Source organism: Rhodococcus sp. RCBS9, from assembly GCF_029457415.1.
Lineage (GTDB): Bacteria > Actinomycetota > Actinomycetes > Mycobacteriales > Mycobacteriaceae > Rhodococcus_F > Rhodococcus_F qingshengii.
The window spans coordinates 6,371,787-6,388,491 of sequence record NZ_CP120422.1 but is presented as its reverse complement, the minus strand read 5'-3'; the positions used below and the strand labels follow the sequence as shown (position 1 = coordinate 6,388,491).

At 62.2% G+C, this 16,705-nt stretch carries 21 protein-coding genes; 12 read left to right on the top strand and 9 right to left on the bottom strand.

All coding sequences use genetic code 11. From position 1 onward, the window contains the following. Positions 1-8 precede the first annotated feature (8 nt). Positions 9-869 (bottom strand): fused MFS/spermidine synthase, encoded by an 861-nt coding sequence (locus tag P0M12_RS29720; protein WP_075833463.1) that lies wholly within the window; start codon positions 867-869, stop codon positions 9-11. A 166-nt stretch (positions 870-1,035) separates the two neighbouring features. Between P0M12_RS29720 and P0M12_RS29715 the strand changes: the two genes are divergently transcribed. The 4 genes from P0M12_RS29715 (at position 1,036) to P0M12_RS29700 (ending at position 4,804) form a co-directional block, all read left to right on the top strand. Next, entirely contained in the window at positions 1,036-2,163 is a 1,128-nt protein-coding gene (locus P0M12_RS29715; protein WP_003941634.1) for an NDMA-dependent alcohol dehydrogenase, read from the top strand. A 188-nt stretch (positions 2,164-2,351) separates the two neighbouring features. Next, positions 2,352-3,173, top strand: coding sequence for an alpha/beta hydrolase (locus P0M12_RS29710; protein WP_054186670.1), 822 nt, complete (start codon positions 2,352-2,354; stop codon positions 3,171-3,173). Positions 3,174-3,232: 59 nt separating this feature from the next. Further along, positions 3,233-4,264, top strand: a complete 1,032-nt coding sequence (locus P0M12_RS29705) for a cupin domain-containing protein (protein ID WP_221742522.1) — start codon at positions 3,233-3,235, stop codon at positions 4,262-4,264. Positions 4,265-4,282: 18 nt separating this feature from the next. Then, positions 4,283-4,804 (top strand): hypothetical protein, encoded by a 522-nt coding sequence (locus P0M12_RS29700; RefSeq protein WP_003941639.1) that lies wholly within the window; start codon positions 4,283-4,285, stop codon positions 4,802-4,804. Between the two features lie 48 nt (positions 4,805-4,852). On the opposite strand, the gene P0M12_RS29695 is transcribed toward P0M12_RS29700, so the two are convergent. Then, positions 4,853-5,539 (bottom strand): GntR family transcriptional regulator, encoded by a 687-nt coding sequence (locus P0M12_RS29695; protein WP_003941581.1) that lies wholly within the window; start codon positions 5,537-5,539, stop codon positions 4,853-4,855. A gap of 128 nt (positions 5,540-5,667) precedes the next feature. On the opposite strand from P0M12_RS29695, the gene P0M12_RS29690 reads away from it, so the two are divergent. The 3 genes from P0M12_RS29690 to P0M12_RS29680 are packed head-to-tail and all read left to right on the top strand — an operon-like array spanning position 5,668 to position 8,586. Then, positions 5,668-6,588 (top strand): rhodanese-like domain-containing protein, encoded by a 921-nt coding sequence (locus P0M12_RS29690; RefSeq protein WP_277377217.1) that lies wholly within the window; start codon positions 5,668-5,670, stop codon positions 6,586-6,588. Between the two features lie 43 nt (positions 6,589-6,631). Beyond that, the gene (gene thiM / locus P0M12_RS29685) at positions 6,632-7,477 is read left to right on the top strand and encodes a hydroxyethylthiazole kinase (RefSeq protein WP_118603021.1); all 846 of its coding nucleotides are present in this window, start codon (positions 6,632-6,634) and stop codon (positions 7,475-7,477) included. Beyond that, entirely contained in the window at positions 7,477-8,586 is a 1,110-nt protein-coding gene (locus tag P0M12_RS29680; protein ID WP_277377216.1) for an LLM class flavin-dependent oxidoreductase, read from the top strand. The genes thiM and P0M12_RS29680 overlap by 1 nt, the downstream gene beginning before the upstream one ends. On the opposite strand, the gene P0M12_RS29675 is transcribed toward P0M12_RS29680, so the two are convergent. After that, on the bottom strand, positions 8,579-8,929 hold the full coding sequence (locus P0M12_RS29675; RefSeq protein WP_047270827.1) for an inorganic pyrophosphatase: 351 nt from the start codon (positions 8,927-8,929) through the stop codon (positions 8,579-8,581). The two genes, P0M12_RS29680 and P0M12_RS29675, sit on opposite strands and share 8 nt — an antisense overlap. Positions 8,930-8,931: 2 nt before the next feature. Next, entirely contained in the window at positions 8,932-9,711 is a 780-nt protein-coding gene (locus tag P0M12_RS29670; protein WP_277377215.1) for an AraC family transcriptional regulator, read from the bottom strand. 56 nt (positions 9,712-9,767) lie between these two features. Between P0M12_RS29670 and P0M12_RS29665 the strand changes: the two genes are divergently transcribed. Further along, complete coding sequence (locus P0M12_RS29665; protein WP_003941628.1) at positions 9,768-10,160, top strand: VOC family protein; 393 nt, start codon at positions 9,768-9,770, stop codon at positions 10,158-10,160. A 72-nt stretch (positions 10,161-10,232) separates the two neighbouring features. On the opposite strand, the gene P0M12_RS29660 is transcribed toward P0M12_RS29665, so the two are convergent. The 5 genes from P0M12_RS29660 to P0M12_RS29640 all read right to left on the bottom strand — a co-directional run bounded on the left by P0M12_RS29660 (position 10,233) and on the right by P0M12_RS29640 (position 13,622). Then, entirely contained in the window at positions 10,233-11,276 is a 1,044-nt protein-coding gene (locus tag P0M12_RS29660; RefSeq protein ID WP_172827113.1) for an alpha/beta hydrolase family protein, read from the bottom strand. A gap of 151 nt (positions 11,277-11,427) precedes the next feature. Then, positions 11,428-11,766, bottom strand: a complete 339-nt coding sequence (locus P0M12_RS29655) for a DUF3349 domain-containing protein (RefSeq protein ID WP_042445790.1) — start codon at positions 11,764-11,766, stop codon at positions 11,428-11,430. 11 nt (positions 11,767-11,777) lie between these two features. Further along, complete coding sequence (locus tag P0M12_RS29650) at positions 11,778-12,110, bottom strand: DUF3349 domain-containing protein (RefSeq protein WP_037129727.1); 333 nt, start codon at positions 12,108-12,110, stop codon at positions 11,778-11,780. Between the two features lie 28 nt (positions 12,111-12,138). After that, positions 12,139-12,420: a hypothetical protein gene (locus P0M12_RS29645; protein WP_003941641.1), complete on the bottom strand. Its 282-nt coding sequence runs from the start codon at positions 12,418-12,420 to the stop codon at positions 12,139-12,141. Between the two features lie 14 nt (positions 12,421-12,434). Continuing rightward, positions 12,435-13,622 carry an inorganic phosphate transporter gene (locus P0M12_RS29640; RefSeq protein WP_003941590.1) on the bottom strand — a complete coding sequence of 396 codons (1,188 nt, stop codon included), beginning with the start codon at positions 13,620-13,622 and terminating at the stop codon, positions 12,435-12,437. A 187-nt stretch (positions 13,623-13,809) separates the two neighbouring features. On the opposite strand from P0M12_RS29640, the gene P0M12_RS29635 reads away from it, so the two are divergent. From P0M12_RS29635 to P0M12_RS29620, 4 genes are all read left to right on the top strand, one after another. Next, complete coding sequence (locus P0M12_RS29635) at positions 13,810-14,205, top strand: PPOX class F420-dependent oxidoreductase (protein WP_042445944.1); 396 nt, start codon at positions 13,810-13,812, stop codon at positions 14,203-14,205. Between the two features lie 96 nt (positions 14,206-14,301). Further along, positions 14,302-14,760, top strand: a complete 459-nt coding sequence (locus P0M12_RS29630) for a DUF5994 family protein (protein WP_042921868.1) — start codon at positions 14,302-14,304, stop codon at positions 14,758-14,760. 180 nt (positions 14,761-14,940) lie between these two features. After that, positions 14,941-15,348, top strand: a complete 408-nt coding sequence (locus P0M12_RS29625; RefSeq protein ID WP_277377214.1) for a hypothetical protein — start codon at positions 14,941-14,943, stop codon at positions 15,346-15,348. A 106-nt stretch (positions 15,349-15,454) separates the two neighbouring features. Next, positions 15,455-16,564, top strand: coding sequence for a hypothetical protein (locus P0M12_RS29620; RefSeq protein WP_346772257.1), 1,110 nt, complete (start codon positions 15,455-15,457; stop codon positions 16,562-16,564). Positions 16,565-16,705: the final 141 nt, after the last annotated feature.

The window sequence follows — 16,705 nt, the reverse complement described above, 5'->3', positions numbered from 1 at the left end:
GTTTTTGCTCAGTCTTGGCGAACCGGCGCATTCGCGGCGAACTTGCGGACTTCGGCGTCCTGCCACACGTGGGCGGGAACTCCTCCGCCGAGTAGCTCGCGCGCGAGCGCGGGTTGCCCGCCGATCGGTACGTCGCTGCCCGCGATGATCATGTTGCCGTAGCGACGGCCCTTGAGCATCGCGGGATCGGCGATGATCGCCATGTGTTCGAATTGCGCACCGATCGTTGCGGCTTCACTGCGCGCGCCCTGAAGATCCGGGGTGTCGCCGCAGTTGACGATGTAGATACCGCCCGGTGCCAGCACGCGTCGTGCGTGCGTGGTGAATTGCGCCGTCGTCAATGGTGTCGGAGTTGTGCTGCCGGCGAAGACATCTCGAATCACGATGTCCCGGGTGGACTCGGTGAGAGTTTCGGTGACGGCGCGGGCTTCTCCGACGCGGATGCGCAGAAGAGGCGCGCGCGGGAGGTCGAACCAATCGCGTACGAGTTCCGCCAGAGCACCGTCGATTTCGACCACCACTTGACGCGCGTCAGGGTAGGTGGCGGCGAAGTATCTGGCCATAGAGCAGGCGCCACCGCCGAGATGAAGCACCCGCAGGCGCTCGGCCTTGTCACGTTCGGAATCGACCAGATGCGCGATCCACCGCATGTACTCGAAATCGAGCACCGTGGGATCCGCGACGTTCACGTGGGAACTGGGCACTCCGTTGATCTGGATGATCCAACTGTCATCGGAGTACTGATCGCGGACTAGTTCGCACGTCCCGGTATCGATCGGAAAAGTGCCGGCGACGGGACCGGACTCGCCTCGCTCGGGAGCACTGCTGCGAGTTCTGGTCTTGCGAGTTCCCTTGGCCACTGTGTCCATGTTAGCCGTGCGCCTTTTTGGTAGTGCCCACTACCAAAAAGGCACACGGACCGACGGTATTCTCGGGCTACTTCAGGCACACTCGTACATGGAGTGTGATCGGCGACACAAATGCCGGCGCGTTCTTTCGTCGTCCGTGCATCACGAAGAATTTCGAGGAGTGCAGGTGAAGGTCAAGGCAGCGGTAGTCAAGGCGCCAGGTCAGGCGTGGGAGATCGAAGAGGTCGAGCTGGGGGACCCGGTCTCGGGTGAGGTGCAGGTCCGACTCGCCGCATCGGGGCTGTGCCATTCGGACGAACATTTGCGTACGGGCGCCAGCCCGCTGCCCTTCTACCCGGCCCTGGGCGGGCACGAAGGCGCCGGAGTGGTGACGAAGGTCGGACCGGGTGTCGCGAGCGTCGAAGAAGGCGACCACGTGGTTCTCGCCTTCATCCCGGCGTGCGGACGTTGTCCGTCCTGTGCGAAGGGTCTGCAGAACATCTGCGACGAAGGAGCCGGCCTGTTGACCGGGCAGGCGATCTCCGACAAGACGTACCGCGTCACCCTCGACGACGAGCCGGTCATCCAGATGTGCCTGCTCGGAACATTTTCGCCGTACGTGACCGTCAACGAGGCGTCGGTGATCAAGATCGAGAAGGACATCCCGCTCGACAAGGCGGCCTTGCTCGGCTGCGGTGTTGCCACCGGTTGGGGATCGGCCACCGCAATCGGTGGAGCCAAGGTCGGCGACACGGTGGTGGTCGTCGGCGTCGGCGGCGTCGGAATCAACTCGGTGCAGGGTGCGGCGTCCGCCGGAGCACGATTTGTGATCGCGATCGATCCCGTCGAGTTCAAGCGCGACAAGGCAAAGGAATTCGGCGCCACACACACTTTTGCCTCCCTCGAGGAAGCGCTACCGGTGATCGGCGAGATCACCTGGGGCAAGATGGCCGACGTCACCGTGATCACCGTGGGCGAGATTCACGGCGACATCATTCAGCCCGCGCTCAGCGCGACGGGCAAGGGTGGCCAGGTCGTGGTCGTCGGAATGGGGCATTACGCGGATTCGCAGGTGACGCTCAGCCTCTTCGAGCTGACCCTTCTGCAGAAGCGTTTGCAGGGAGCCATCTTCGGCGGGGTAGGGCCACGGTCCCAGATTCCCAAGTTGCTCGATCACTACCGAAGCGGCGCACTCAAACTCGACGAGTTGGTGACCAAGACTTACAAGCTCGAGGAGATCAACGAGGGGTACGCCGACATGCTCGAAGGAAAGAATCTGCGCGGGATGATCGTCTACACGGAGGACGATTACTGATCGTTTCCCTTTGACTGAAGGCTCCGGCCCGGCACCACGCTTCGTGGTGTCGGGCCGGAGTCTTCTGCCCCCACGCACATTTCTGTCGATCGATGAGTCGACTGCCCCCGTAGTGGGCACTCGCAGAGTGAGGAAACCGGGCACCGTGTCCGGATCTCAGTCCACGACTCGACAGAGAAGAGCAGAGCATGCCCTACATCACCACCTCCGACGGAACCGAGATCTACTACACCGAGCACGGCGTCGGTCGGCCGATCGTCCTCAGCCACGGGTGGCCGCTGAGTTCTGACGCGTGGCAGGTCGAGATGAAGTTGTTCGCCGACGCCGGATACCGGACCATCGCGCACGATCGTCGAGGACACGGTCGCTCGTCGAAGACGTACACCGGCAACGACATGGATACATATGCCAAGGACCTGGCTGAGCTGATCGACACACTCGACCTGAAAGACCTGGTCCTGGTTGGCCATTCGACCGGCGGCGGGGAAGTGGTCCGGTACGCGGCGCAGCACGGCAAAGGGCGCGTGGCCAAGGTGATCACCGCCGGCGCCGTACCGCCGATCATGGTCAAGTCGGACGGCAACCCCGAAGGCACACCGATCGAGGTCTTCGACGGCCTCCGTGAGGGAGTTCTGCGAGACCGATCGCAGTTCTACAAGGATCTCAGCGAGAGCTTTTACGGCGCGAACCGCGAAGGTGCCGACGTCTCGCAAGGGGCGAAGGACGACTTCTGGCGGCAAGGCATGTTGGTCAACCTCGCCGCGGCCTACGACTGCGTCAAGGCATTCTCGGAGACGGACCAGACCTCCGATCTCGAAGCCATCGACGTTCCGTTCCTCATCGCTCAGGGCGACGACGATCAGATCGTGCCGATCGGCGCAGCGGCCGAGAAGGCGATCAAGCTGGTGAAGAAGGGCACGCTGAAGGTGTATCCGGGCGCACCTCACGGCATCTACGGCTCATATCAGAAGACACTGGACCAGGACATTCTCGCGTTCATCGAGGACTGACGTCAGCGAGGCGGAAGGACCGGAGTCGAAAGGACCAGAGTGGGAAGGATAGAATTGCCATGTCTACACACGTTGCCTCACTATGCAATGGCCCCAGTGTCTTCGAGAACGAACTTGGGTCGATCTCGCAACTCGACACGAGTTCGTTGCCGATCCTGTCCGGTCTGTCGATCAAACGAATTGTTCTCGGTCCCGGCGCGATCCGTGAACCACAATGGAACGTCAACGCGAACCAGATCGCCTACGTCACCAGCGGAACCGTGCTCGTCTCGATGCTGGGCAATGCTGACGAGTTCGCCAGTTTCGTGGTGCGAGCGGGGCAGATGTATCACGTCGAATCCGGCGCGATTTATCACATCGAGAATGTCGGAGAGGAGGAGGCGGAGATCATCGCTGCCCTGCGTACTTCACTCCCGCAGCACTTTTCGTTGCAGAGTAGCGTCAGCGCAATGTCGAACGCGGTGCTCGGCAATACCTACGACCTCGCCGCGTCAGCCTTCGACGTCTTCGGTAGGGCCGATGCGTCCCAGATAGTTCGGCGGGACGGCGCCGCCGTCGTTCCCGATACCGCCGGCTTTCCCAACGCGCATCTCTTCGATCTCGAAGGCCAGATCGCGCCTCTCGCATATCCGTACGGACAGGCGAAAGTGGCGCGAAAGCAGTATTGGGCGGCGCTGGAAGATCTTTCGATGTACTCGTTGACTATTCGCGAGAGTGGAATGCGTGAGCCACACTGGCATCCCGTCACTGCCGAAATGGGATACGTGCATCGTGGTCATGGGCGGATGACGGTTCTCGATCCCGACGGATCACTCGACACCTACCTACTGGAGCCCGGTCAGGTGTATTTCGTTCCGCGTGCCTATCCCCATCATATCGAGGTTCTAGGCGACGAGGACATCAATTTCCTCATCTTCTTCGACCAGCCGACACCGGGCGACATAGGCTACCGTGCAACGGCTTCCGCGTTCTCGCGCAGCGTTCTCTCGGCCTCGTTCGGCGTTCCGGAGCGGGAGCTGCCGCACTTCCCTTTCACCCCGATCGATCCGCTCATCGTCTCGCGGATCAATCCGATCGACCGCCAGCACTGACCGGCAAGGACGCCCATCATGACCACCACGCTCACCGTGACCGATCACGGGACGACGCTCGACTTCACGTACGAGGACGCCCTCCGCTATCACGGTCCGCAGGCCCCGGGCGGCGTGGCCCATGCCTACAAGGTTCTCGAGCGTGCTCTCGGTGTGTTCGGCGCGGAGGGCTCCGTCGAGCGTCGTGACCTGGTCGTGGCCACCGCACACGGCGGACCAGGAGTGCGCGATGCGTTCGAGTTGGTCACGCGCGCGGTGACCGAAGGGCGGTACACCGTTGACAGATCCTTGGCCAGGCGTGAACGTGGAAACACGCTCGCGCTGTATGTATTTCGGATCACCTATCGCGGCGCGAGCGTCACGCTGACTGTTCGGGAGGGGTTCGTCGTCGACGAGTTCATCACTCTGTCCCGTAAGTCCGACCGGACGGCCGAAGACGAGTCACGGCTGACAGAGCTCAAGCAGGAGATGGCGGATCGAGTGATGTCGAGCCCGGCCGAGAGCGTGTACGACGTCGACACCGGCACGCTCCCCGTCTGAGCGACGGCGGCGCAGGCGTCGGCGTGCAGAAATCTGGGCTGTCTGAAGTCAGCGGCTGGCGAACATCCTTATTCGTTGGTCGCGGCTGCGCTCGAGATGGTTGCGCATGTGACCACGTGCGGACGATTCGTCCCGGGCGCGGATGGCGTTCAGGATCTCTTGATGCTCCGAATTGAGCAGGTCAGGTTCGCCGTAGTTCGACGGCGGGCCGCTGTCGTAGATTCGCAGTTGGGTGGTGAGGCGGATCAGCAATGAGGTGATCGTGGAATTGTGGGCGGCCTGCCAGAGGGCCTCGTGAAACTTGAAGTTTCCGGCACGAACCTCGGTACCTTCTGTTGCAGTGCAGCAGAACTCGTGCAATCCGTCCAGGCGGGCAAGGTCGAGATCGCTGTGGCGGAGTGCGGCGGCGCCGGCGGCTTCCGATTCGAGGGCAACCCGCGCTGCGTAGATTTCGATGACGTCCTCGGGTGTGCCGGAACGGACACGAAAACCGCGGGCGGCTCGTTCGAGTAGACCGTCGTGCGCGAGCCAGTTGAGTGCCTCGCGGATCGGGGTACGCGATGCGCCGTACGATTCGCACAATTGAGTCTCGTGCAGCGGAGAGCCCTGGGGGAACTTGCCGGCCAGGATGTCGGCTCGCAGGCGCAGGTACTGCCGCGAGGTCTGATCGGACCGGCCCAGCGCAGCCTCCGGCACCAGCAGATCGGTGGTGCTCGTATCGGCGTCGAGATCCATGTGTCCTCATTCCTGTGCATGCAAGTAGAGCGCGTTCGATTATGCCATCGGCGACGAGTGAGTACTTGCGTATACGCTAGTACTCATTTAGGTTCGTGCTTGTTCGTTTCCGAGGGAGAGGGTCTGAAGTGGCTGGAGAGACCGCGTCGCCGCTGGTGAGTGCTGCTGAACTCGACGCGATGCTGCGCGAGGGAGGCGTCGCTGTGCTCGACGCGACAGTTCATTTTCCTCCCGCGCGATTTGACGGCGACTATCGCCCGGAGTCCGGGTACGACGGCTGGGTTTCCTCGCACATCCCGGGTTCCCGACACGTCGACCTCATGGACGTCTTTTCCGAAAGGGAAGCGGCGCTGCATTTCACACGCCCGTCAACGGAGCAGTTGATGTCCGATCTCCAATCCAGTGGTATCGAACCGGGTGCGACAATCGTGATCTACGACCAGGGTTCGACCACTTGGGCATCACGGCTCTGGTGGGTGTTTCGCAACGCCGGCATCGAAGCAAGGGTCCTCGACGGTGGCCTCGCCGAATGGACTCGATGCGGCTTCGCCCTCGCGAGCGGCGACGACGTCACCCACGCGTCGGCGTCGAAGCGTTGGGGTGTGACGGACCTTGGCCTGTGGGTCGATCTACCTCGCGTTGCCTCACTGTCCTCAGGAGGAGAAGCCGGAACGCTGGTGTGCGCGCTGGCGCCTAAGCAGTACGAGGGAACGGAGAAGACGCGATATTCGCGACGCGGACATATTCCGTCAAGTGTGAATCTGTCTGCGAAGGGTCTTCTCGACGCCGATGCCCGGATGCTTCCGGCGGACGATGTTCGGTCGAAATCTGCTGACGTTCTACCAGCCGTCGCTGAACCTGTCGTGATCTATTGCGGCGGTGGAGTTTCGGCGTGCCTGACAGCACTCGCACTGATCCGCGGCGGCTATGTGGACGTCAAGGTCTATGACGGTTCGTTGGAGGAATGGACTGCAGATCCGACTTTGCCGATGGTTGTCGGCGGTGAGCCCGGCGGCGCGCTTGCGGATGTTCGATGTCCGCGATCCTGAATCGCCGCAGTCCTCAATTACCTCCCGTCCTGAAGGAATTCTCATGTCTGACACTGTCTCTGTCGAAACCGTCGCGTCGGCGATCGACGCACTCCGCGATCAGGTACCGCTCGTCCAGTCGCTGACCAACATCGTTTCTGCGAACTTCTTGACCAATGTTCTGCTCGCTGCCGGCGCAAGCAACGCTCACATCGACAACGTTCACGAAGCCGGTGGGTTCGCTGCCGTCGCCGGGGGAGTGCTCGTCAACCTCGGGACGCCGGACGACGGGACTGCCGAAGCCTTCCTGATAGCAGCAGAAGCGGCGCGAACTGCGGGTACGCCATGGGTTTTGGATCCCGTCGGTGTCGGCGGACTACCTTGGCGGAGCGGTATCGCTGTGGACTTGTTGTGCTTTCACCCCAACGTCATCCGAGGGAACGCATCGGAGATCATCGCTCTGGCCGGACTCGGCGGTGACACCCGCGGCGTCGACAGTGCCTCCGATTCCGCCGACGCGGTGCCCGCCGCTCTGTCACTCTTGAAGCATGCGGATGCCGTGTCGGCATCCGGACCGGTCGACTACATCGTCGGCCGCGATGCGGGCGGTGACACCCAGGGCATCCGAGTCTCCGGTGGCAGCGCGCTGTTGCCGCGCGTGACCAGTACCGGTTGCTCTCTGGGCGGTCTTGTCGCCGCATACCTCGCCGTCACGTCGACCGCGCTGGACGGATTGGTTGCCGCGCACACGCATGTTGCCGTGGCATCGGAGATCGCCGAGGAAAATGCCTCGGGCCCCGGTTCTTTCGCGGTCGCATACCTCGACGCGCTCTACAGCGTGAATGCGGACACCATCCGTTCGCGTGCCCGAATCGAATCGTTCGACCTGCCGGCTGGAGTGCAGAACTGATGGGCATCAAGACATTCTGGTATCTCACCCAGGCAGACGGGGACTACCCGTGGAGCCCCGGTGGGCTGTTCCCCGTGGACGGGGCCAGGCAGATCGAGCTCGCGAAGACTATCGACGACGGCGGATTCGAAGGTGCGCTTGTTGCCACCTGGCCGAACGATCCGTTCATCTCGGCGACGTGGGCGGCAGCGCACACCACGCGCATGAAGTTCCTCGTCGCCGTCTACGCGAACATGACGCCGGCGCGACTGCTGGCGGAGAAGGCATTGACTTTCGACGCCTTCAGCGGCGGCCGACTGTTGATCAACTCGGTCAACGGACGCGAGAACATCCTGACCAAGTACGACATGAACGTGCCCCACGACGAGCGTTACGAGTTGGGGGAGCAGTACTGGGCGGACTTCCGCCGCATCTACGCCGAAGGCACGGAGTCGAACTTTCCCAACACACCACTGCGTATCGATGCGCCCGCTGGGCATCAGGTTCCGCTGTGGGGTACCGGTGATTCGCCTGCAGGCCTGGCGAATTCAGGCAAGGTGCTCGACACCTACTTGGCGATGCTGCGCGAGACTTCGTTCATCGAAGACAAATTCTCTGCCGCACGGGCGGCGGCGGAGGCAGCCGGGCGCGAGTTCACCGACTTCGGTGCGCTCACCGGTGTGATCGTTCGCCCCACCAAGGCGCAGGCGCACGACCGGTTCCGTTCGTTGTTCGAGAAGACGGGCGTCGAGCAGATCGCTCATGTCTTGGACAACGCAGTGCGTCGTCGTACTCAGGGGAAGCAAGACCTCAAGACCTTCACCACCCGCGACGCTCAGCGACAGGGTTGGGCGGACAAGATTGCCTCCGGCCGACTTCCGGAACCGGAGGAGTTGTACGTCGGTGACGGGCTGTACGCGGGTATCACGGCGTGGTCACCCCTCGACATCTTCGGCACCGGGTCATCGGCCGTGTACTACGTCGGCGATCCGGATTCGATCACGGACTCGGTACGCACGCTTCGCAGCCGAACCGGTTTGACTGCACTGATCCTGGCAGGTTGGCCTCTGATCGAGGAAGCGAAGTGGGTTGCGGAGCATCTTGTTCCGCGATTCGACGAACTCAGCTGACGGCGCGCCGCAAGACAGTGGCACCGAGACCTAGAACGTCGCGGAGAAATGCTGTGGCAGTGTCGATTTCAGACGCAGTACATTCGAGAAGGATCTTGACTTCCACGTCCTTCTTGACGATGTCGGCAACAACGGCCACGGCGACAACACCGTTGCCGACGGCCGAGCCTCGGAACAGATCGATCCCGTCGCCGTCCGCGCTGACCGTGCCGTCGAGATAGCCGTAGTCGAGCGGATAGATCGCATCGGGGTACCGCGGGTGTGCCGACCCTCGGGGGCGATCGATCACGACAGCTGACGTGGCAGCCAGGTGATCGAGGGCGGCGAACAGTTCTTCACTCATCGTTACCGGTGCTCGCGCAGTAGCTGAGTCGGTGTCAGGCCTGCCAGTGCACGCGTATCGCGTGCGAGGTGGGCTTGGTCGGCGTAGCCGGCGGGACCGGCCAGCGACGACAGCGTGAGATTTGCGCCGCGGCTGAGAGTCAACACGTCCTGCATTCGTTGCACCTTCTGAATCAGTTTGGGGGACAGCCCGACCGCCGATGTGATCGATCGTCTGAAATGACGTTCGGAAACACCGAGGTCTGCAGCAATCTCTCGTATCGGCGTGGAAGGGGAGGAGATGAGCGCGGAGTAACCACGCTCGATTCCGTGGTCGGGTTCCAGTCCGCGCCACAACTGGCCCAGTAGGTGAGCGTCGACTGCCTCGTGGCTCAGGGCGTCGGCAAGTACCCGCGCTTGTCTGGAAGTGAGGATGTCGTCGAAGGCGATCTTCGAATCCTGCACCGCGTCGGCAGCTGTGCCGAGCAGGCTCCGCAGAGCCGGTGGATTGATCCGGATGCCCCACATGGTTGTACCGGCGGCGACCGAAACCAGATCGGCACCGGTGGCAGGTCCGACGAGCCACGACTTTCCGGTGCTGTCGACGATGAAGTCGGCGCAGAGATCGGGAAGAATCCGCTTTGCTTCCGTGGGCGTATGGGCTTCGCTGGTGCTTTTCCACGTGCAACTGAAGAGGCCGGCCGAACCGGTGATCCGAGTCTCGACATAGGTGTGGCCGTTTTGTTCAAGACTCGACGCTACCGTCCGACTACCGTCGAGAGCGAGGGTGTCAGTGCCGGTCATCAGATCATCGTCACACACTCGCCGATCACTTCTCGACCCGAAACAGGAGAAATACCGTGTCCGTCTCTCCGAGACTCGATCTCGTCGGAATCGTCACCAACGATCTCGCGCGTTCCCTCGCGTTCTACCGAACCCTCGGGCTCGACATTCCGGAAACACCCGCTGACGCTCCGCATGTGGAGTTCACTTTCGACGGTGGGCTTCGGCTGGCCTGGGACGCGCTGTCCACCATCGCGAGCTTCGATCCGGACTTCGCTGTCGGGGAAGGTCGACACCCCGTCGCTTTGGCCTTCGATTTCGGGACTCCCGCCGCAGTAGACGAGGCGTATCAGCGCATGACAGCCGACTTCCCCGGGCACAAGGCGCCCTTCGACGCCGTATGGGGGCAGCGTTACGCCGTTCTTCTCGATCCCGACGGCAATACCGTGGATCTCTTTGCCGCGCTCTGAATTCGAACGACGCAGGCCCCGAACGAATATCGGTCGGGGCCTGCGGTTGTCGGTGATCGAGTCGTTGTCAGTTCACCAAGCGTTCAGGGTGTCGAGGATCTGGCCTCGGGCCTTCCACAGTTCTGCACCCCAGTACGGCCACGAATGAGTGCCGTTGGCCGGGAAGCTGTACGTTGCCGGAATTCCCAGGGAGTTCATGCGCAGTTGGAATGCCCGTGAGTTCATCAAGGCAAGGGCCTCGAGCCCGATGGCACTACCGGTATTCACGAAGTCGACGGGCCGACGCGGTTGATCGAACTGCCCGGGCAGGCCGCTCGCAGCGGATATGTACAGCGAGAGCCCAGCCAGTTCGGGTGCAAACACGAAGGGATCGTTGCGGAGCCAAGCGGGGTTCCACGGCGGTCCCCACATTGCATCGACATTGAAGGACCCGGCGCTGACCATGGCCACCCGGATCGCCTCACGCATGCCTGGAGCTGAGATGTTGAGGTATCCCGAGAGCGAACCGGCGAACTTGAACTGATCGCGGTGGTAGGCGGCTAGCGTCAGTGCCGCGCTGCCACCCATGGACAGTCCGAGCACGCCGTTGTTGGTTCGGGAGACGCCGCGCGATTCCAGATAGGCGGGAAGTTCCTGGGTGAGGAAGGTTTCCCATTTGTACGTGACCGGCTGGCGATTCAAATTGCTGTTCGCATACCAGTCGGAGTAAAAGCTGGACTGCCCGCCGACCGGCATGACCAGGGTGACGTTGTCGCCGCGATACTGCTCGAGAGCGTTGGTCTCGAAACTCCATGCGTTTCGGTCGTCGCGTGCTCGTAGGCCATCGAGAAGATAGAGCGCCGCGTTGCCGCCGCGCGAAGCCCACTGGATCTGAACCTTGATCGGTCCCATCGACGAGTCGACGAACACTTCCTCGTAGCCACCGGCCGGGGCGGTACGCGCGGGCGCTGCGGTCGCTACCGATCCGCTGATCAGGCCTGCGGTCAGGGGGAGTGCGAGTGCTGTCGCTGCGAGGCCCAGGATCCGACGCTTGATTCGTTTCGAAATACGGTTTCTCGAAAGATCCGGGTTCGAAATATCTGGGTTCTTCGCCAAATCTGTGTGAGCCTCGTGCATGTATCACTCCCGCCCCAAAGGTGCTTGCACACCGAAATCCGACCGAGCCCCCCGAGGCGCGGAATTCCTTATGACACTAAGTGGTCTGTATTGACCTCGACGGCACCGTTACCGGTTCGTTATCAAACTGGTCCGATTTACCGTAATGCCGTCAGGCGTCGTCGACCGGAGGTTGTGCCACGATTTGCCAACCTCCACGAATCAGGTGTTCACGTACCCGAGCGACGTCCGATTCGTGCGGAATATCGTCGGTGACCTTGGTGATGAGGACGCCGATGTCGATCGGATCGACCGAACCGGGAAAGTCCATCGGATCGACCGGAAGCGGAAAGCCGGCGACGAGATCGTCAGCAAGAACGGCGATCTCGTCGTCGGACAGTTGTCGCCGGAGCAGGGCCATCAAAGGGACGTAGTCCTGCTCCGGCACACCGTTCGGATACCCGGCACGCAGCCAGCCGAGTATCGAAGCCAGAAGTGGTGGAAGACTCAACGAATCGAGCTTCAGTGGTTGTCGAGATCAGCGAGGGGCCACCCGGCGGCAGCAAGGACGGAGGCAACGCGCGCGATGTCCTCGTCCGAGGGAGTCTGGCTCGTCAGATCGGCGATCTGAGCGCTGATCTCGTCGCTCGAGATCACCTGGTCGCTGTTGACGTCGCTCAGTTCTGCGAGTGCAGCGCCGATGGCAATGTCTCGAATTTGCGCGTCCGAGAGTTTGCGTCGTAGCAATGCGACCAGCGGAATGCGGTCCTTGGGCGGTATGCCTTCGGGGTAGCCGGCGCGAAGCCAGTCAAGAATGGATTGAGGAAGGGATGGAGTCGGTGCAGTCACGGTGATGTCTTTCCGCTCGTGAGGGTGCACGGGATCAGAAGATCTCGATGCCGAATGTGTGGCTGAGGAAGCCCTGCATGATGAAGAGGATTCCGGTGACGATCGCGATGAGCACGACCGCGAAGCACACCACTGCGCCTGCCACGGCCAACGGACTGCGAGCCGCGACGGCAGTGCTCCCGCCGCCACTGCCACGTTGTCCGGCGTCGAGCGACTTCAGGCCGATTGCGAAGATCGCCGGTAGTCCGGCGCCCAGCAGGAGGCCGACCAGTACGACCTGCCAGAGCGAGTCGACGGTGTTTTTCAAGATATCCATGTCGATTCCCTCTTTCAGGCTTTGACGTCGGTGGTGACGCGGGCGTCCGGACCGGGGACCTCTGCGGGTACCAGGCCGCCGTCCCACTCGGCGTTGACGTTGCTCGGATCGATGGGCTCCTTGCGGGAGCGCAGGTACATCCAGCCGGCCAACGCGATGAGCACGGCGAAGACGACCAGGACACCGGGCAGGCCGCCGACGATGTTGGCCAGTCCCCAGCACAGAGCGCCGACGATTGCAGCGGACGGAAGAGTGATCAACCAGGCGACCGCCATACGTCCGGCTACGCCCCAACGAACTTCGGCGCCCTTGCGTCCCAGACCGGTTCCCATGATGGAACCCGTCGCCACATGGGTGGTGGAGAGCGGAAGGCCGAGGTGGCTGGAGGTGAGAATGATTGCAGCAGAGGATGCTTCGGCTGCCATGCCTTGTGGTGCGGCAATCTCGACAAGTCCCTTGCCGAGAGTGCGGATGACTCGCCAACCGCCGAGGTAGGTTCCGGCAGCGATCGCGAGCGCACAGGTGAGCTTGACCCAGAACGGCATGTCCGCGTCGGCGGAAATGGTTCCGTGGGCGACCAGGGCGAGGAAGATGACGCCCATGGTCTTCTGAGCGTCGTTGGTGCCGTGTGCGAGGGAAACGAGTGAAGCCGAACCGATCTGGCCGAGTCGGAAACCTTTGTCCTTGGTTTCTTCTCCGACGTTGGAGGTGATGCGGTAGATGAGCCAGGTGCCGGCCGCGGCAACCAAGCCGGCCACGACGGGAGCGAGAACTGCGGGGATGACAACCTTGCTGAGGACGCCGCTCCAGGCGACACCGCTCATGCCGAGGGACGCGATGGCGGCGCCGATCAGGCCGCCGAACAGTGCGTGTGAGGAACTCGAGGGGATGCCGAGCAACCACGTTGCCAGGTTCCAGATGATGCCGCCGACAAGGCCGGCGAAGACGATGGTGAGCAGCGCTTGGCCACCCACATTTCCGAGGTTCACCACGCCCTTGGCCACGGTGGCAGCAACCTCTACCGAGAGGAAAGCTCCGACCAGGTTCAAGGAAGCAGACAGAGCGACTGCCACCTTGGGCTTGAGGGCGCCGGTTGCAATCGACGTGGCCATAGCGTTGCCAGTGTCATGAAAACCGTTGGTGAAGTCGAACCCCAGAGCGGTTACGACGACGACGAGGAGAACGATGAGTTCCGCATTCACGAGAAGTCATGTTCCAACACCTCCGGGCCTCAAATCGACCTCAGACGTGGTCGTTCCGCGACATTTCCACCACTCGGCACCTGTTGTTCACCTTCGTCCGGATAATTGTCCGTTTTGAAACTCCTGGGGTAGAGAAAATTCATTCGCGTGCATGGTCGTGGAGGTTGTGGAGGCATACGCTCGTTTCATGTCCCTGGGCGAAGAGAAGACGATCTCGGTCACCACATTCCGTAAGAGCGGTGACGGCGTAGCCACGCCGACGTGGGTCGTGCCTCTGCCTGACGGACGTATCGGCTTCTGGACTTCCTCGAAGTCGGGTAAGGCCAAGCGTCTGCGGAACAACCCACGCGTCACCGTGGTGCCGTGCAACAACCGCGGAAAGGTTGCCGACGGTGCGTCGCCGGTCACCGGGACCGCTCAGTTGGTGAGCGGTGGAGCTGAATTCGACGAGATCCGCAGCAAAGTCAAAGCGAAATACGGTGTGATGGTGCCTATTTCGAAATTCTTCAACACCCTCGGTCACATCGGTAATGGTCCGTTCCCGTACGGCGACACCGGCGTGATCATTTCCGTCGATGCGTAGTCGGGATTGCGTAGCGGAGTAGTCTGAAGGTATGGAACCCACGACCGGGCACCTCTGTCTGACGGTTCCACGAATCCTCCGTCAAGGAGCCTCGTCATGGCGCACATCAGCACTCTCGACTATGCAATGGAAGCGCCGCAGCGCCATGTCGGGCAACCTTTCCCGTCGCCGACGCGGACTCCGCGATTCCTGCTTCGTGGGCAAGGTGCCGTCAAGGCATCGGTTGACGGCGCGTGGTTCCCGTGGACCACGAACGTCACGGCGGAGCTTCACGATCTGATATCCGCACTTTCGTTGCGGCTGGGGCCGATCGCGAGGGTTGCGTTCGACTGGAACACGATCAGTAGTGCGCAGCGACGTATTGACGAGGTCGACGGACTGGAAGTGCGGGGTCCGTACCCTGGCCAGCCCCACGATTTGATGTATCTCGACGATATCTATGGTCGTCAACTCGTTTTGATGATGATTCCGCCGTACACGGATCCGGACCGCGCGTACGAGGTCATGCGGCGGTTGGTGGATCCTGTCCGCAGCGAAACCTATCGGGTGCAGTGAGATCTTTCTGACGTGCGGGGGTCGAATCTCGCGATTCCTGAACATGCGTCCAGTTTGTCTGGTTTGATGGTTCTCGTAACCACGATCTCAGGCGCATTCCCTCAGGTCAGCGCTTGGGCGCGGCAGCTTGACTCCCTGCCGTGTCGTCGGTCCGGCATGTCCACCACCCTCCCACTGTGCGTGAGCGCCGGACCAGAGGAAGCCCCGCCCTCCCCACGGGGGTGGGGCTTCTACTTTGTTCCGGTGCAGGGGTCCGCGCCCGAGCCCAACGTGATGATCCGTCTGCCGTTCGCTCTGACGTATTTTCAGCCGTCACAGATCGGACCTGACGATGACCTGATCGACCTGGGTGCCGTGCGGCAAGCGGTGTTGGACACAGCCCGATCGTTGCACCCGGGAGCGGCCATAGAAGGGGGTGAATCGGTCTTCCGTCGAGTACCCCGTCAGCAGGGTGTCGGGATCAGTTGGCTCGTCGGGATCGACAGGGAGACGACCACTTTCGTGTCTGCTGTCACGGGTATCGGCAACGAGGTGATCGTTCACGAACTACCAGAAGATGGCAGCGCCACCTTCGTGTTCGACGAGTGATGCCCGATCCGCTGGGGCCGCCGGGGTGTGTGGCCCAAGCGCACAACACCGATAGGTCGTCACACTGGTACACACAGTCATGACGGAAAACGAGGAGCCTGAGGCAGTGAGCACAACGAGTACAGCGGATACGTTGTTGTCGGGGCCACGCGGACGGCGGATGCTGCTTGACTACGTGATGGATGCCGAACGGATCCGGCGACCCGAGCCACATGACGACTCGTTTGGTTCCGCGGTTTTTCTGGCCTCCTATCACCTCGACCCCGACCGAGACTCGAGCGTATTGTTCGGCCCCGGCGCAGACGAAGCGCGGCAGACCGTCGTCACTGCCGACGATGTAGCGCACCGCCTGTCCGAAGTACCGCTTCCCGAGGTGACCGAGGTTGCACTCCGTTCTGCCCTCGCCGCAGCGACGGACACAGCACGCTACTGGCAGGACCCCGACGGTGAAGACATCCTCGTCACAACCGAGCCGGTACGGCATGAGCTTCGACGAGTCGCCGAGCACATCGCACGATCCCAACACTCGCAGTGGTGGACGACCGCGCTCGCCGAGACCGACCAATGGGTGATAGTGAGCCTGGACGACGACAGCCCCGATACCTTTGAGTCGACGGCTGCAGAACTCCTGAGCGACTGGCATGAGCACACTCTCGCAGCGGAAGCGCGAGCCGCTGATCGTCCGACCGATCCGAAGGCGAACTGGTCCGGTTACTGGTGGTCGAATCCGTCTGTTCGGTGTTCGACACGGGCACTGTTCGACGGGACCCCGGCAGAATTGTGGTTCGTCGAAGACAGCATGGGTTGGAAACGCATCGCCGTGCGACCAGTCGACGCACCCGCCGGCGCTCGCATATACGAGATCGACGGCGCGCAGGCGTGGGCGGAACTCTGCAGACGGTTCCCCCTCGAGGTCACCGCGGATAAACGACACGACTGGTACCGGACCACCGGACGATCAGGGCGCTGGGTCATCCCCAACTGGCAGCTCGTCGCTGAGAGCTACACGGGCGTGCATCTCACCGTTATGGGATACCTGGCCGCGGCGGGAACCGCGATCGGAGTCGACGACGAGACGGCGAGCGTCATCGCCGGGTGGGCGCCCGACGCAACATGCTGGCTCACTGACCCCGACCGCATCGGCGACGAATCCCGTACCTGGGTGCTCGACGACAGCCGCGAACATCCCGACTGGGTCGAAGAAACGCAACAATGAGTGACAGCCAATCGTGTTCGCTGTGCAATGTCCACTCGGTGAGCATCGCGGAGTGCAAGTCGAGACGGGTAACCCCACCTACGCGGACGAGGTGAGGGGCTGTGTCCGCTCTGGTCCTTGGTCACGGTTGAGTGCTTCTAT